The following is a 15,357-nucleotide window of genomic DNA, read 5'->3' on the forward strand; positions in this document are numbered from 1 at the left end:
CTTTTAACAATTTTGAACATATGTTCGCTTTCAATTTTAAACAAAATACTTATTTGAATCAAATAGGAACCGAGCGAACATCCGTTTACGTGTCGCTATCATAGTCATGGACAATTACAGGTCACGTTATGTTACTTTTTTAACAAAAATCATATTATCGTAATAAACTTAAAATAACATTGATATTATTTTGTCATAAAAATAAAACGGTAGTGTCTTATCCCTTTGCTATACTGACAGAGTTATAAAGTTATGAATTGAAACTTTGGAGGTCACTCATGAAAAATATATTGAAAAAAGCAAGCGCTGCTGCATTATTAACATCAGCGTTCGTCATGCCAACGATGGCAAATGCTGAAACATTATCACCCGCAAAGCCAGATAGTACGGTTGAATGGGAAGGAACACCTTACGTAACAGATACGACGAAGTTACGCACGATGTCTACAGACGAAACGATTATTGACGTATCAAAATGGCAAGGAAATATCGACTGGTCAAAAGTAGCCAAAACAGTTGATTTCGCCATTATTCGTACACAATACGGTAGCTCAGTAGAAGATTATATGCATCGTACATATGAGGCACAAGCAAAAGCGAACGGCGTGCCATTTGGTGTTTATTCATATAGTTTAGCCATTTCAAGTAGCGACGCACGTCAAGAAGCACGTGATTTCTACAATCGCGCTGATAAATCTGCACAAATGTATGTCATTGATGTTGAAGAATTAACAGGTAAATCAGGCGAGAGCATGCGTACAATCATTAATGCATATGTCGATGAATTACGTAAATATACCGATAAGAAAGTCGGTTTATATATTGCCCATCATTTATATAACACATTAAACTTAGATACATCGAAAGCTGATTTCGTATGGATTCCACGTTACGGCTCTAGTGCGCCATCTTACAAATATGATTTATGGCAATATACAGACCGAGGTATCGTCAGTGGGATTAGTGGTTATGTAGATATGAACCGCCTAAACCCATCAAATGATTTAAACGATATTCGTGGTAAATCAACACTTGTGACACAAGCTAGTAACAATGATGTAGATACATCAAAATACTTCACGAGTAATCCCAAATACGTTCTTCTTAAGAAGAGTGCTGGCGTATATAAAACAACATCATTTACCGATGATGTCAAAATCCGTACGTTAGATAAAGGTACCGTTGTAGAAGTACAAGGTATCGCTTATACAGCAAGCGGCGTGCCTCGTCTAAAAATCGGTACGAATAAATATATTTCAGCGAACAAAAGCTACATGGACAAAATTACAGCAAGTTATGAAAACTTCTACTACAACAACCCTGAAAAAGTTATTTTAAATAAAAACGTCTCTGTATACGATAGCGTTGATTTTAATGACGATACGAAAGTAGCAACGATGTTAAAAGGCGACACAGTAGAAATCACTGGCATTGAATTAACAGATGGTGGTACACCACGTCTTGAATTAAGCAACGGTCACTTCATTTCAGCGAACCGTTCTTACGTTCAAAAAGTGCGTGCAGATATCGAAAACTATGTGACAGACGTTCCTGAACGCGTGTTAACATTACAAGATTTAACACTTTATAACGATTTAGCTTGTAAAAAAGTATATAAAGATTATGGTATCGACCGTACATTCGTCATTGACCATATCGAATATACAGAAGCAGGGACACCACGCCTTGTGACGAATACAGGTAAATATATGACATCCTTAAAATCACATGTTTTACCTGTTCCATTAGATGTGAAAAACTACTACTACACATCAGATGTACCTGAAAAAGTAACGACTGTAAAATCGATTTCTTCATTTAGCGATGTAGACTTAACGAAAAAAGTCGAAACATTACCAGTCGGTACAACATTATCAATCGCTGATATCGAGTTCTCACAAAACGGCGTACCACGCTTTAAAACGGCAGATGGTCTTTACGTGAGCGCGTACAAAACAAAATTTGAATAATCTACATGCCTCGCTTATTGCGGGGCATTTTAATTGCGTAAATAAAAGTGCAATGCTATGATACAGCTTGTTTAAACAAAGCCACTAGGGGGACATTTCTATGTCAATTATTCATGTAACAAGTCCACAACAAATCAATGAACAAGTCGAAAACAATAAAATGGTCGTACTGAACTTTTGGGCAACATGGTGCGGACCTTGCCGCATGTTCGCAGAAGTGTTAGAACAACTCGAAGATGAAGTCGATGATATTCAAGTATTAAAAGTAAACGTTGATGACCACCCAGAAATCTCAGAGAAATTTGATGTGATGGGTATTCCACATACACGTGTTATTATGAACGACGCGATGTACGAGCCGCTTGTCGGCCATATTCCATATGACCAGCTACGTACGATGTTACTTGCAGAATTAGAAGAAGCTTCAAAAGCATAAAAAAGAGGTGTGCATCAGCACACCTCTTTATTTATATATCATTATTCGCTTTGTACCATTTTTACGAGAAGTTTCGCTAACGTTTTCTTCTCATCTTCTTCCGCTACTTTCCATAGCTCTTGTAATACTTTTTGTTCACGGTTTTTAGGCTCTTCATTTTTTGCTAAATGATCGGCAACGAATTTTGCACCTTTCGCTAATAGATCATCACTTAAGCCTAATTTTTCTCCTTTTGCCAATTGGTCCTTTAAGTAACTTTTAAAGTTTGAAAAATTATCTAAAATTTCTTCCTTTTGTTCCGGAGTTAACTCTGACAACTTATCGGTAATCTTGTTTAATTCTTCACTCATACTTTTTCATTCCTCCTAGGATTTGGCTTACAATATAAAGATTTCCCTGAAATGATAATTTTAAACTTTTTTCAACGTATTTTCGCCTGTTTAATGATACCGATTATAATAATCACGAAAATAGACGCAAGAATGAGCCAAAAAACAAATGATAGCTCACCCGTCAAATTCATGATGACATACGTGCAATAAGCGAATAAAAGTGCGAATAAATTTTTAATGTAATTTAATAATTGACGCGCGTTTTTATAAAACGCCGCTGCATTCGTTTCATTAAGACGGCTTGGATAATTGTATGCTTGTGGGTACCGTTCTAATGCCGTTAACAAAACAAATATGAACAATCCAATAATCGGGAACGGAATGAGTTCACTTTTAGAACCGTAACGGTCAACCACTCCATTTGCTCCGAAATGAACCGGTATCGTCTCTGGAAGAGCGCTATAACGCCAAATCATATAGACGAACATAAAAATGATGGCCGCAATACCGATAACATCTGCTACCTTCTCCACCCAAGTTTTTGGCACGCGTATTTTTAACGCCTTCGGATCATTCATGACCATAAACCTCAAGTAAATAGGTGACAACTTCGTGTGGAATAATCGTATGTTGCAACAATTGTGTACGCGGTAACCATACAGCCTCATACGTATTGTTCGGGTCGCTATGTACGAATTCTTCCCCTTGTCCTGTTCCAAAGTCGCCACCCGTTGCGACCGCTTCAAAATAATATTGCGTGCCTTCGTACGGTACTTTGATTAAACAACGACCGACCGCAACGTCTAAGCCGAGTTCTTCCTTCGCTTCACGTACGGCTGCTTGCTCTAACGTTTCTCCCCATTCGACTTTACCACCTGGGAACGTATAATACGTACGCCCATTTTTTACACGTTTAATCAGTGCTAGTTCATCCTCTTTCATTAATACAATGCCACTGCGTTCATGCATAATATCCACCCCTTTTTTTACTATTATACCCAAACGCTAAAAAAACATCGTCGTTGAAGCAGTTTTTAACGCATAAAAAAAGAACCGCACGAAGCGATTCTTCATTCTTCTACTATTATTGTTTCTTTAAAATTAATATTTCTTCTTTGCCATCAAATGACACCGTTAATTTTTTATCATCTTCTGTTGCGAGCTCACATTCATCGCACGTTTCAGATACTTTAATTGAGTTTTTCACGACAGGGTGCCCTTCCCCTTTAACATCTTCTGAAGGCATTTCATATTTCACTTTTTCTGGCACTTCTCCATCACCGATATACGTTAATGTAAGCGCATGTGTTTTTTGACCAATAGATGGCTCTTGAGAAATGGCATACACCGCTTCCCAATCTTCACTTTGTCCTTTTAAATCAAACGCTTGTGTCGGTGCTTCTTCTGTACAAGCTGCAAGTGCCGGTACCATTAAAGCTGTTATTAATGCTAAACCAAGTTTCTTCATTGTCTTCCTCCTATATGATGACACGACGCTTTTTTAATAGCGTTCGTGCAACCGTTCAAAAATAATGTTCTTCATCAAGAACGTCTACGATTTCCTACGTTTCTTATTTTATCATCGTTCCGAGGCATTGCATCACAATTTCCTTCAATTTATTCATCACGGCTTCACTTTTTCACAAATTTGTCATGACGTATGACGACTTTCTCTGTTTTCATCGTACATTTCTTTTCCTACTATATAAGAAAATGTTCCTATTAAAAGCCGTACATCTTTTAAAAATAGCTCGAAATTATTTGGTATTTCAAACGTTCTTTGCGATATTTTTAGCCATTCGTTCGACTTTCAAAAAAATATGTCTTCTCTGAATTTTCTATCTTGATTTAAGATTAAATATATGCCAGAATGAGATTGGTTATAAATTGTGACGTTTTTCGAACAAAATAGTTGTGAACGTTTTCAAAAGGCGTTATAGTATTGATGGTCTAAAAAGGCGTCATATAACTAGATAAAAATTATGTATAAATATTAAAAATATATTGATATAAAGAGAGGTGACGGTCAGGCCTAGCCTGACACACTACGATGGATACACGTAAAGAACATGACTTTTTAGGTGAATTAGAAATTCCGAATACAGCTTACTATGGCGTACAAACGATGCGCGCCCTTGCAAACTTCCCAATCACAGGTTACACAATTCACCCTGAGCTCATTCGCGCAATGGCAATTGTTAAAAAATCAGCTGCACAAGCAAACGCAGCAACACATCAATTAAAGCCATCTGTTGCGGACGTTATTATTGAAGCTTGCGATGAAATTATCGCTGGCAAATGGCATGATCAATTTGTGGTAGATCCGATTCAAGGTGGCGCCGGTACTTCTATTAACATGAATACAAATGAAGTCATCGCCAATCGTGCACTAGAAATTTTAGGCTACGATAAAGGTCGCTTCGATATTATTAGCCCGAACAACCACGTTAACATGGCACAATCAACAAACGACTCATTCCCAACAGCGATCCATATCGCTGCACACGCAATGATTCAAAAATTAGGCAAAACGATGAAAAAAATGAAAGACACATTCGTTGCGAAATCAGTTGAATTTGACGATATCGTAAAAATGGGTCGCACGCACTTACAAGATGCGGTGCCAATTCGTTTAGGTCAAGAATTTGAAGCCTATGCATCAGTTGTTGGTCGTGACATTACACGTATTAAAAAAGCACAAGAAAGCTTATTAACAGTTAACCTTGGTGCTACTGCAATCGGTACAGGTTTAAACGCTGACCTTGAATACCGTGAACTTGCGATTAACTTCTTACGTAAAAATGCGAACTATCCATTCGCTTTAGCACAAAACTTAATCGACGGTACACAAAACACAGACGTTTATACAGAAGTATCTTCAGTGTTAAAAGTATGTATGTTAAATATGTCTAAAATTGCGAACGACATTCGTATGATGGCTTCAGGTCCAACTGCTGGTCTTGGTGAATTAATTTTACCAGCACGCCAACCAGGATCTTCAATCATGCCAGGTAAAGTAAACCCAGTTATGCTTGAAGTAATGAACCAAGTTGCTTTCCAAGTAGCAGGTAACGACTTAACGATTTCAATGGCTTCAGAAGCTGGTCAATTTGAATTAAACGTTATGGAACCAGTACTTGTTTATAACTTACTACAATCACTACAAATTATGGACAACGTATTTGAAGTGTTCACAGAGTACTGCTTAAAAGATATTAAAGCAAACAAAGAACGCTTACTTGCTTATGTTGAAAACAGCATCGGTATCATTACAGCGGTATCACCATACATCGGTTATGAATCTTCATCACGTATTGCACGTGAAGCACTTGCAACAGGCAAGTCAGTTCGTCAACTATGTGTAGAGTACGGTCACTTCACACCAGAAGAAATCGACAAAATTTTAAGCCCATACGGTTTAACAACACCTGGTATTTCAGGTGACTTAGCGAAATATCGCGCTGAACATAATGTAGATGGATTAAAATAAGAAAAAAGCAAAAAGAGGCTGGGACATACGTGTAAAAACACCCTCTCAAATGAGCATAAGAAAAACCGGAATCGCGCTGTGGCGCGGTTCCGGTTTTTTGTTGCAAACGCTAAGAACTGTTTTGTCCCAGCCTCTTTTTTTCATCATTTAAACAGCTTTGATCGTTACATCAATGTTGCCAACAGTTGCTTTTGAATACGGACAAACTTCATGTGTTTTTTCAAGTAATGCTTGTGTTTCTTCTAATGATAATCCTTCAATATGGCCTTCTAGTTCTACAGCTAAAATATAATCAAATGGTGCTTTTTCAACTAAGTGAACGACAGCTGTAACCGTAGAAGCGCCTTTAATTTTTTGTTGGCGTTTTAAAAGGTCTAATGCGCTATTAAAACACGCGCTATAGCCTGCTGCAAATAATTGTTCTGGATTCGTCGCATCTGCTACGTTTGAGCCTGGGGGTGCGATTTTAAGCGATAGAGATTTGTCTTCTGAGAAAGATTCGCCACTACGGCCACCTTCGTTAATCATTTTCGTTGTAAATAATGTTTTCATATACATTCCCTCCAAATCGTGTCCAATTAAATTGTGTACAATTTAATTCGTTAAATAGATTGTATACAATTTAATTGTATTTGACAAGTAATTTGTTTTTACCTACTATAAACGTAAACATATAACGGTTCATAAAGGAGAATGTTAACAGTTACTATGACGAATTATTTAGATAATCAGCTATGCTTTTTATTGTATGTCACATCGAAAGAAATTATTAAAAAATATACAACGCTGCTGAAACCGTATGATCTGACTTACACCGGCTACATTACGATGATGTCTATCGAGCCAGAAGAACAAGTAATCGTGAAAGAGCTTGGGCAGCGCCTTCATCTAGACTCAGGCACGCTAACGCCCTTACTGAAAAAATTAGAAGCAAAAGGTTATATTAATCGTACGCGTGCAAAACACGACGAGCGTCAAATGAACGTATCGTTAACCGAAAAAGGTCGTGACATTCGTACACAGCTACCTTGCGTGGCAGAAGCCGTCTCTAAAGATATGGACATTACGAAAGAGCAATTTATGGAAATAAAAGCTACGTTACAACAAATTGTCAAAACGTTATAACACGAAAGAGGCTGGGACATACGTGTAAAGACACGGTCTCAAATGAGCATAAGAAAAACCGGAATCGCGCTGTGGCGCGGTTCCGGTTTTTTGTTGCGAACACTTAAAAAGGAAAATGAAATGTTTTGTCCCAGCCTCTTTTATATTTATGATGAAAAGCATTTCCATATTTCGTATAATATAAGAAAAGGAGGAATTTCATTGAAAAAATTATTACTAGCGGCTGCATTGTTTATCGGTGGCGCAAGCACTATCACGACAACGCCAATTGACGCGGATGCAAAAACGATTTCTGTCTCAGCATTAAAACAATACAAACCGAGCACAACATATACATACACATATCGAACGACCATTCATGGTACTTCATCGACGTATAAATTAAAGTATAATCAAAGCAAAAAAGCTTTCGTACAGCCAAATTCAAACAAAGTCTCACTTTTTTATAGTGCGTCAAAAGATCAATTTTTCATCGCTAACTACGATGAACTCGTATTGTGGATTGATACACCGGTAAAATCGGGCAAAATCACAAAAATTTCAGACGTCGGCAGTACGCATAAATTCAAAGTCGTTTCTACGACGAAAAAAGTAACGGTTGGCGGTAAAACATATAAAAATGTGCTCGTCGTGAAAAATTTGAATGACGCGACAACGTTCTACATTGCGAAAAATCGCGGCATCATTTTAGAGAAAAATAGTAAAACTGGTTTTAAAGAAGCACTGATCAAAGTAACCAAATAATGACCAGAAAGCCTACAAGTTGTAGGCTTTTTTTTCGCGTTATAAGACGGTAATCGTTCATTATAATCTTTTTAAAGGAGAAATACCAATATTAATGGTATAATTAGATTTTACGCAACCTGTTAAACGACATTTGCTCGATCAGGTAAGGGTATGCTTTTTATATCCTTTTAAACATACAGTTGTGTGCGCTTTAAAGAAGCGGAGACGCCAAACATGGTCGTACTCCAAGGAGGAACCTAATATTATGGATCTATTGAACAAAAAAGTGACACATAAAACTTTCGGTGCTGGACAAATTATCGATTGTACAGCAAATAGTATTGAAATTGCATTTGAAGAAGGTACAAAGAAATTTGTATACCCGAATGCATTCCAACAACATTTAGTAATTGAAGATGATTTAAAATCAGAAATGGCTGAGATCGTAGAGCACCAAGTAGCGATTGAGAAGGAAAAAGCAGCACAAAAAGAACTAGAAGCTGCGAAGCAAAAGAAATTACATGCTTTAAAAGTCGAGCATGAAAAATTAATGAAAAATTATAAAATGCATCCTGCCGCGCAAATGGTCTTTGACTGCGATGCTGTTGAACAAGATGAAGTATTTAAAGAGTGGAAAGTATTTGCTGGCGAAATTAAAAGCGGTAAAAACAAAGGCATGCCTTCAAAACCAACACGTTTACATGCAAATAGTGCGATTTTATTAACAGCACTTGCACCAGGCGCAAAAGAAGAAGAGCGTCGTATTATCGGTATGTATATGGTGAAAGAACGTTTCATCGGTAAAACATGTACAGATGGCTTCATTCCAGCGCACTCTGTTTACCGTATCGAGTTATCAGAAGATGAAGCAGATCAAATGTTATTCTGGAACTATTACAAAGACGAGAAAAACGAATCAAAAATCGCATGGAAATCTGGCAAGCACCGTTACTTCAACAACGAATGGATGGCACGTATTTTAAAAGACGTCGTAGGCATTCAAGAAGATGAAGCAGAACAAGCTGCTGCGATGAAATTTTTAATGCATTTCTGTCGTATGAATCAATTAGTAATGGACGATTTACAAGAAGCAAACGGCGCACTTACAAACAAAGCAACTGTTTAATTGTATAAATTCATAATTTAATAATTTTATAATCCTTTGATAAGATCGCTTTTGGGCGGTCTTTTTATATTACATTAAAAAAGATTGCGACATGTGCAATCTTTTCATGTTTCAATTATTCCGCCCGTTCCTCAAATGGCACATCATTTTCCGAGAGTAACGACTGTAATCCTGCACTAGCTGTTTTTGCATTTTGCGCTAGCGTAAATGGCTCCCCCTTCTTTGGGGTAAACGTATACATTTCTTGATTTCGCTCGTCATATGTTAATACGACGTGGTCAATTTCTTGCCACGTATAAGCGTGTGTCGTTAACACGTCGCGTTGTTCAATACCAGTCTCACGTATGAAAGTAACACTTAAAAAAGATAAATAACCGACAAAAAGTGCAGCACCAATCAATAGGACACTCATCATATAAGTCCACATATTTCTACGCCATGCCAATAGTAATAACATAACGATCACAATGATAAATGCTAAACCGAGTAGCCAAAAATTAGTCATCGGAATAATCCAAACGATGGCATCTTCAGAAAAATATTTCGTTTCGCTATAAATAAACGGCGCAAACATCGTCACTAACATGCCGATAATGAGCAATGCAATCGCCGATAAAACGAAACGCGCTTCGGTAGAAATGTCTCGTATGTTCATATACTTCCCCCCTCATTTATGTATACCCATTTATTATCATAATCATTATTTGTTTAATTTAATAATTGTATAATTTCATAAAATGCATAATAAAAGCGTCCTTCTCTTGTATGAAATCAAGAAAACGACGCTTTAAACCTGCTGTCACTCGGGGGACGAGTGATACAATGAGATTGTAATTGTATATTACTTTATATTTGTGGAAAAAGTGTGCATAAGAAATGACAATCTAAATATCGTACCTTTTCCTTCTATACTTTCTACGTGAATCTCGCCACCCAATGCCTCCGTCAATGCTTTCACAATCGCCAGCCCGAGTCCAGTGCCACCTTTATCGCGAACGCGTGATTTCTCAACGCGATGGAAGCGGTCGAAAATAAAAGGTAAGTCCGCTTCTGGAATTCCTACACCTGTGTCACATACTTCAATGATGAGCTGTTGATGTGCTTCATAAGCGCGTAAAACGACTTCTCCTCGTTCAGTATAATTCACTGCATTTTGAAGTAAATTTAAAATAATTTGTTCAAAGCGCATACCATCTGTTTCTAAATCTTCAAGTGGTCCATCAATATCTACACGAAGGGCAAGAGATTTTTCGCGTGCTTTCAACGATACTTTATCGGCTGCGCCTTCTAACAACTCCTCAATATCGACCGCTTGCTTATAAAATGTCATCATGCCTTCTTCCATTTTCGATAAATCAAATACGTCTTGAATAAGTTTAGAAAGGCGTATCGATTCTTGGTCGATAATGTTTGCGTATCGTTTTAAATCCGCTTCTGACTCGTATTGACCTTTTTCAATAAGTTGCGCATACCCTTGTAAATACGATACCGGCGTTCTTAATTCATGTGAAATGTTCGCGAGCAATTCACTACGATTTTTTCGATAATTGTTGAGTTCGACGCTCAGCTCATTAATGCCTTTTCCGAGCGTACCAAGTTCGTCATTTGAAGCAATATCGATTTTCGCTTCTTGCCCTTTTGCAATTTTTTTCGTTGCCTCAGTCATACTGACAAGCGGACGCGATAAACGCCACGATAATAAAATCGTATAAACGAACGCTAATAAAATCGCTAAAATGACTGAACGCAAAATCCAATAGCGGACTTGCTGCATCGTGTCGTACCAGCTCGTTACATTCGACATAACGAGGACGCCGCCATTGTATTGACCGTCTTTCGTTAGCGGCATACCGATATAATGGAAGCGAGCACCTGTCGCATTTTCCATACGGTCACCGACATACGCATCTTTCCCTGTTTCAAGTTGATGGCGCCACTCAGTCCCAATCGTTTCTCCTTCAAAAAATTCATACGCCGAGCGTGATAAAATTTTTCCTTGCTTATCAAAAACGATAATGGCGTCATTGCTTAAGCTCAACATTAAATTAATGCGTTCTGTCGTGAGTGTCGGCTCTTTCTCTAATTGCATAACAGCACGTGAGGCGACTTTTTCGACAGACGCATCTACATAATCGGTATAAATATTCGCAAACAAACGATCAACGAGGACACCGAGTGGTAACAAAATAATTAAAAAGAGCGTCATAATGAGCACGCCCCATTTAAATCCGACGCGATTAAACATGTGCTTGCTCCGGCGCGTCAAACTGATAACCTAAGCCCCACACCGTTTTAATTAATTTTGACGTTGCCCCAATTTTTTTCATTTTATAACGAATATTTTTGACGTGCGAATCGATAGCACGACCGTCACGTTCTTCATCTTCTTCCCATAACAATTGCAACAAATCTTCGCGTGTAAACACTTGATTCGGTGCAAGGGCAAGTTGTTTTAACAGCTCAAATTCTTTTACCGTTAAATCAATTTTTTGTTGATCGACATAGACGCTAAACGATTGAATATCCATTTTAAATGACCCGTACTGAATGACAGAAGTCTCTTTTTTATTTTCTTTAATATTCGCCCGACGAATCAACGCATGAATGCGCGCTTTTAACTCCGCAAAATCAAACGGTTTGACTAAATAGTCGTCTGCGCCTAATTCTAAGCCGCGTACACGGTCTTCAATTTCAGTACGGGCTGTTAACATTAAAATAGGTGTTTGTCCCATACGGCGAATTTCTGCACATAATGTGAAGCCGTCTACGTACGGCAACATAATATCTAATAAAATGGCATCGAACTGTTCTAAATTGATTTTTTCTAATGCTTCCGCGCCATCTTTGGCAATCGTAACATCGTAATCTTCGCTTAAGTGCATGCGCAATAAATCTTGCATGAGCACTTCATCTTCGGCAATTAATAATCGCAATACAATCACTCCTTATTACATATAATATAACAAAAGAACCGCGCAACAGTGCGCGATTCTACTTGACTTATTGTTCTGTATGACGGCGCTTCGGTTTAAACAATACAGCCCACGTAAGCAACGCTAATAAAATAAACCAGATGCCCCAAATCCATAAGTTTTCAAATACAGCTGTTAAATAAACAGCTGTAAATGTCATGAGCGCCATAACGAGCATCGCTACCATCAATTTTTTCGTCGACATCTTGATTCCTCCGTTTCATTCGATATGTTTATTATAAAGAATGACGTCTGCGGAACCTATGAACATTTCGAAACAAATAGAAAAAAAGCGTGGCGTCGTCACAAATCGTTTGTAACAACTCCACACTTTATCCATCAATTAATCGTTGCTTACGACATCTACATTGTAACCATTTGCATCGATCATTTTTTTCCATTCATTGCGAGACGTTGTCGGGAAATCATCTAGTGCTTCCGCTTGTCCGTCTACTTTGAACTCGACCGTTTGTAATTTCGGGAAGTTTGCGAAAAGAGATGTAATAATTTCAACATAATTCTCTTGTGCATAAGCAAAGTTATTTTCTAGCATGCCTTGGCCATTTAAATCGAGCACAATTTTCGTCTCGTCTTTTGATACCGCATAGCTATTAAAATACGTATTATAATAACGATCATAAAGCATCATTAAAATTTTCTTTGTTTGAGAGCCATCTTGCGCATAATTGTAATCTACGCGTGTAGCGATAAATGTATCATCGTTCATATCATATAAAACGATTGAATCATCTGTTGCTTGTTCATTTAATGAAAGCGGCTTTGATAAATCGCTCTCTGTAACTTTTGAAGAAACTTCTGTCGTTGCTGATTTCGTTTCTTTTTTTGCGACTACTTCCTCTTCCGCTTCATCCTCTTCTTCCGTCGTTGCATTCACAGATGCATCGGTTGTCGTTTCAGTAGCGGTTGATTTTTCGGTTGTGGACTCATCTTGCTCACTTACGTCAGTCGTTTCCTTTTCAGCTGGTTGTGTTTGTTCAGCTGCCTCAGTACTTTCTGTCGTTTGAGTCACTGGTGCTTGCTCGTTGTTAGCGCTCGTTTCGCTAGACGTTTCTGCACTGCCACAAGCTGCTAGCATCGTAACGGCTGCTGCCGTTAAAAGCATCATTTTTTGCATAAGTTTCACTCCATTTCCTCTTGTAGTATACCTGTAATTTTCATTTAACACAAAGAACCCTTTATCACTATAGTAATTATATCGGAAATGGGAATGGCATGTTCTTAACAATTTTACAACGAAAAGAGGCATTTATAACGTTTTTATAACATTTATGTCAATACAATCACAATACGTTAACATTCACACATTCATTATCACTATATACTTTTAGTCGATGCCCGCTGGACGTCCTAATTTGACGATTGCAGCAGCTGCATTCGGTATACGTTGAATTAAGTCGGCAAGTATTTTAGCACCAATCATCGAATAAACCGTGCCATTGCCGCCATATCCTAACAAATAATATTGTCCGCGCATCATCTCATGTTCTCCGATAAATGGTAAATTATCTTGAGATTCACCGAACGTTGCACCATAAATATAAGCAGGCTTTAAATCCAAATGCGGAAATAAAGACGCCGCTTTTTTTAATAAAGTTTCCGCATGTTGCGCATTTTTTTCTTCACTCGGTGGCGTCGAAATTTCTTCATCTAATCCACCAATCACGACACGATTGTCGACAGTCGTTCGCATATATAAATATGGATGCGCTGTTTCCCAAATAAGTGCGCGCTCATACCAACTTGAAAGATCGACCGGTTCTGTCACGACGACGTACGAGCGATTAATGTTCGCGCCGTTACGCCTACCTTCTACAGGTGTCTCATAGCCCGTTGCGTGAATGACAGACGAAGCGGTAAATTCACCGAATGATGTCGTGACACGAACGATATCGTCTACACTTTCTACTTGATCGACAAAACAATTTGCTAATAGTTGCGCATTGCTTTCCATTAATACAGCTTGCACAAATTTCACTGGATTCACTTCGGCATCACCGTACGTTTTGAGCGCTGCTTTTTTCGTAAACGGCAAATGTTTGCCCATCTCCGTTTCGTCCCAATACTCGACCGCGAAGCCATGTTTCTTTAATACTTCATAATTACGTTGCAATCTCGGAACATCTTCGTCCGTCGATGCGTAATAAATACTAGGACGCTCGATATAATCGGTGTCGTGTTGTAAGTTTTTCGCAAGCGTCGTCAAGTCTGTCATCGCCTCTACACACATGTTGTAAAAGCGAACCGCTTCCGTCTCACCAATTTGGTCGATTAAATCGCTCAACATAATGTCATTCGAATATTGAAGTAATCCTGTATTCGCACTCGTACTACCGCACGCAAAGTTCCGTTGATCGATAACGAGTACTGTTAATCCACGTTTCGTTAACTCGTATGCACAAAGCGCACCACTCATGCCACCACCTATAATAATCGTATCGTAATGACTTCTCGTTACTGTATTGACGACATCAAATGAATCCGTTATCTCAGGCCAAAATAATTGTCCGTTTGTTAATTTCATATCATCACCTCTCTCTATATATTCCACAAAATCTTTTAGAAAATGCCTCATCATAACGATTAGTTTTTGATATACTATAGTAGCAAAGCAGAATGGAGGGTCGTATTTTGAAATTAACTTTATATATCACAATGTTTTTAACCGGTTTGGCGACCATCTTTGTCTGGACAAGTATGAACGTATTAACACCAGCTTTTGATATTGATTTGTATACGAAAAATGGAAATGACTTATACAACGGCTTATATTTTAAACTCGGATTTATTTTCATCGTTTATTTCGCTGTCGTAACGGTATTTTTACTACGTGATTTCCATCGCATGTTTTCGAGTCGTACACGCATCGTCTTAATGGTGCTATACGGTGTCATTACAATTATCGTCGTATTCCGTACGATGAGTGATGCTTTCCAATTAAAAAATGCATTAAACAGTCAACAAAACGAAGTCGTCTTTTCTATGATCAATGCGTATTCAACGAGCGTATTTTTCAATGTCTTTACATTCGTCGGCTTTTTAATTTTCCTGGCTTTAATCTCAATCGTATTGCCAGCAAGTAATAATCACCGCGACAAATATGAATTTTAATGAAAAAGAGACTGGGACATAAGTGTAAAAACACGATCTCAAATGAAACAT

18 protein-coding genes are annotated in these 15,357 nt (G+C 38.0%); 7 read left to right on the forward strand and 11 right to left on the reverse strand.

What is annotated here, in order from left to right:
* Window positions 1-278 precede the first annotated feature (278 nt).
* Window positions 279-1,970 carry a DUF5776 domain-containing protein gene (locus tag KMHG_RS18370; protein WP_010288573.1) on the forward strand — a complete coding sequence of 564 codons (1,692 nt, stop codon included), beginning with the start codon at window positions 279-281 and terminating at the stop codon, window positions 1,968-1,970.
* A 100-nt stretch (window positions 1,971-2,070) separates the two neighbouring features.
* Window positions 2,071-2,406: a thioredoxin family protein gene (locus tag KMHG_RS08140; RefSeq protein WP_010288575.1), complete on the forward strand. Its 336-nt coding sequence runs from the start codon at window positions 2,071-2,073 to the stop codon at window positions 2,404-2,406.
* A 41-nt stretch (window positions 2,407-2,447) separates the two neighbouring features.
* Here the strand turns inward: KMHG_RS08140 and KMHG_RS08145 are convergent, their stop codons facing one another.
* The 4 genes from KMHG_RS08145 to KMHG_RS08160 all read right to left on the reverse strand — a co-directional run bounded on the left by KMHG_RS08145 (window position 2,448) and on the right by KMHG_RS08160 (window position 4,206).
* Window positions 2,448-2,756, reverse strand: a complete 309-nt coding sequence (locus tag KMHG_RS08145) for a DUF3243 domain-containing protein (protein ID WP_010288577.1) — start codon at window positions 2,754-2,756, stop codon at window positions 2,448-2,450.
* A gap of 71 nt (window positions 2,757-2,827) precedes the next feature.
* Entirely contained in the window at window positions 2,828-3,316 is a 489-nt protein-coding gene (locus KMHG_RS08150; RefSeq protein WP_010288578.1) for a DUF1648 domain-containing protein, read from the reverse strand.
* Window positions 3,309-3,707, reverse strand: a complete 399-nt coding sequence (locus tag KMHG_RS08155; RefSeq protein ID WP_010288579.1) for an NUDIX hydrolase — start codon at window positions 3,705-3,707, stop codon at window positions 3,309-3,311. Before KMHG_RS08155 ends, KMHG_RS08150 begins: the two co-directional genes overlap by 8 nt.
* A 115-nt stretch (window positions 3,708-3,822) precedes the next feature.
* Window positions 3,823-4,206, reverse strand: a complete 384-nt coding sequence (locus tag KMHG_RS08160; RefSeq protein WP_010288580.1) for a hypothetical protein — start codon at window positions 4,204-4,206, stop codon at window positions 3,823-3,825.
* 582 nt (window positions 4,207-4,788) lie between these two features.
* Between KMHG_RS08160 and KMHG_RS08165 the strand changes: the two genes are divergently transcribed.
* On the forward strand, window positions 4,789-6,228 hold the full coding sequence (locus KMHG_RS08165) for an aspartate ammonia-lyase (protein ID WP_010288581.1): 1,440 nt from the start codon (window positions 4,789-4,791) through the stop codon (window positions 6,226-6,228).
* A 147-nt stretch (window positions 6,229-6,375) separates the two neighbouring features.
* Here the strand turns inward: KMHG_RS08165 and KMHG_RS08170 are convergent, their stop codons facing one another.
* Window positions 6,376-6,780 (reverse strand): organic hydroperoxide resistance protein, encoded by a 405-nt coding sequence (locus KMHG_RS08170; protein ID WP_010288582.1) that lies wholly within the window; start codon window positions 6,778-6,780, stop codon window positions 6,376-6,378.
* 156 nt (window positions 6,781-6,936) lie between these two features.
* Between KMHG_RS08170 and KMHG_RS08175 the strand changes: the two genes are divergently transcribed.
* From KMHG_RS08175 to KMHG_RS08185, 3 genes are all read left to right on the forward strand, one after another.
* Window positions 6,937-7,353, forward strand: a complete 417-nt coding sequence (locus tag KMHG_RS08175; protein WP_010288583.1) for a MarR family winged helix-turn-helix transcriptional regulator — start codon at window positions 6,937-6,939, stop codon at window positions 7,351-7,353.
* A 201-nt stretch (window positions 7,354-7,554) separates the two neighbouring features.
* Window positions 7,555-8,097: a hypothetical protein gene (locus KMHG_RS08180; protein WP_010288584.1), complete on the forward strand. Its 543-nt coding sequence runs from the start codon at window positions 7,555-7,557 to the stop codon at window positions 8,095-8,097.
* 247 nt (window positions 8,098-8,344) lie between these two features.
* Complete coding sequence (locus tag KMHG_RS08185; protein ID WP_010288585.1) at window positions 8,345-9,205, forward strand: hypothetical protein; 861 nt, start codon at window positions 8,345-8,347, stop codon at window positions 9,203-9,205.
* Window positions 9,206-9,320: 115 nt separating this feature from the next.
* Here KMHG_RS08185 and KMHG_RS08190 read toward each other — a convergent pair whose 3' ends face one another.
* The 6 genes from KMHG_RS08190 to KMHG_RS08215 form a co-directional block, all read right to left on the reverse strand.
* Window positions 9,321-9,860: a hypothetical protein gene (locus KMHG_RS08190; RefSeq protein ID WP_010288586.1), complete on the reverse strand. Its 540-nt coding sequence runs from the start codon at window positions 9,858-9,860 to the stop codon at window positions 9,321-9,323.
* Between the two features lie 186 nt (window positions 9,861-10,046).
* Entirely contained in the window at window positions 10,047-11,450 is a 1,404-nt protein-coding gene (locus KMHG_RS08195; protein WP_010288588.1) for a sensor histidine kinase, read from the reverse strand.
* Window positions 11,443-12,138, reverse strand: a complete 696-nt coding sequence (locus KMHG_RS08200; protein WP_010288589.1) for a response regulator transcription factor — start codon at window positions 12,136-12,138, stop codon at window positions 11,443-11,445. Before KMHG_RS08200 ends, KMHG_RS08195 begins: the two co-directional genes overlap by 8 nt.
* Before the next feature lie 67 nt (window positions 12,139-12,205).
* Window positions 12,206-12,382 (reverse strand): hypothetical protein, encoded by a 177-nt coding sequence (locus KMHG_RS19070; protein WP_154647366.1) that lies wholly within the window; start codon window positions 12,380-12,382, stop codon window positions 12,206-12,208.
* A 138-nt stretch (window positions 12,383-12,520) separates the two neighbouring features.
* A complete protein-coding gene (locus tag KMHG_RS18375; RefSeq protein WP_010288591.1) occupies window positions 12,521-13,321 on the reverse strand; it encodes a hypothetical protein in 801 nt (266 codons plus the stop codon).
* A 201-nt stretch (window positions 13,322-13,522) separates the two neighbouring features.
* Window positions 13,523-14,719 (reverse strand): NAD(P)/FAD-dependent oxidoreductase, encoded by a 1,197-nt coding sequence (locus tag KMHG_RS08215; protein ID WP_010288592.1) that lies wholly within the window; start codon window positions 14,717-14,719, stop codon window positions 13,523-13,525.
* Window positions 14,720-14,826: 107 nt separating this feature from the next.
* On the opposite strand from KMHG_RS08215, the gene KMHG_RS08220 reads away from it, so the two are divergent.
* Window positions 14,827-15,306: a hypothetical protein gene (locus KMHG_RS08220; RefSeq protein WP_010288593.1), complete on the forward strand. Its 480-nt coding sequence runs from the start codon at window positions 14,827-14,829 to the stop codon at window positions 15,304-15,306.
* The last annotated feature ends 51 nt before the right edge of the window (window positions 15,307-15,357 follow it).

This window comes from Kurthia massiliensis (assembly GCF_000285555.1).
GTDB lineage: Bacteria > Bacillota > Bacilli > Bacillales_A > Planococcaceae > Kurthia > Kurthia massiliensis.

Excerpts from the sequence above, each read along its gene's own strand:
- KMHG_RS08215 (WP_010288592.1), bottom strand. The coding sequence starts at position 14,719 with ATGAAATTAACAAACGGACAATTATTTTGGCCTGAGATAACGGATTCA.
- KMHG_RS08195 (WP_010288588.1), bottom strand. The coding sequence starts at position 11,450 with ATGTTTAATCGCGTCGGATTTAAATGGGGCGTGCTCATTATGACGCTC.
- KMHG_RS08150 (WP_010288578.1), bottom strand. The coding sequence starts at position 3,316 with ATGAATGATCCGAAGGCGTTAAAAATACGCGTGCCAAAAACTTGGGTG.
- KMHG_RS08175 (WP_010288583.1), top strand. The coding sequence starts at position 6,937 with ATGACGAATTATTTAGATAATCAGCTATGCTTTTTATTGTATGTCACA.
- KMHG_RS08140 (WP_010288575.1), top strand. The coding sequence starts at position 2,071 with ATGTCAATTATTCATGTAACAAGTCCACAACAAATCAATGAACAAGTC.
- KMHG_RS19070 (WP_154647366.1), bottom strand. The coding sequence starts at position 12,382 with ATGTCGACGAAAAAATTGATGGTAGCGATGCTCGTTATGGCGCTCATG.
- KMHG_RS08170 (WP_010288582.1), bottom strand. The coding sequence starts at position 6,780 with ATGAAAACATTATTTACAACGAAAATGATTAACGAAGGTGGCCGTAGT.
- KMHG_RS08155 (WP_010288579.1), bottom strand. The coding sequence starts at position 3,707 with ATGCATGAACGCAGTGGCATTGTATTAATGAAAGAGGATGAACTAGCA.
- KMHG_RS08190 (WP_010288586.1), bottom strand. The coding sequence starts at position 9,860 with ATGAACATACGAGACATTTCTACCGAAGCGCGTTTCGTTTTATCGGCG.
- KMHG_RS08185 (WP_010288585.1), top strand. The coding sequence starts at position 8,345 with ATGGATCTATTGAACAAAAAAGTGACACATAAAACTTTCGGTGCTGGA.
- KMHG_RS08145 (WP_010288577.1), bottom strand. The coding sequence starts at position 2,756 with ATGAGTGAAGAATTAAACAAGATTACCGATAAGTTGTCAGAGTTAACT.
- KMHG_RS18370 (WP_010288573.1), top strand. The coding sequence starts at position 279 with ATGAAAAATATATTGAAAAAAGCAAGCGCTGCTGCATTATTAACATCA.
- KMHG_RS08160 (WP_010288580.1), bottom strand. The coding sequence starts at position 4,206 with ATGAAGAAACTTGGTTTAGCATTAATAACAGCTTTAATGGTACCGGCA.
- KMHG_RS08165 (WP_010288581.1), top strand. The coding sequence starts at position 4,789 with ATGGATACACGTAAAGAACATGACTTTTTAGGTGAATTAGAAATTCCG.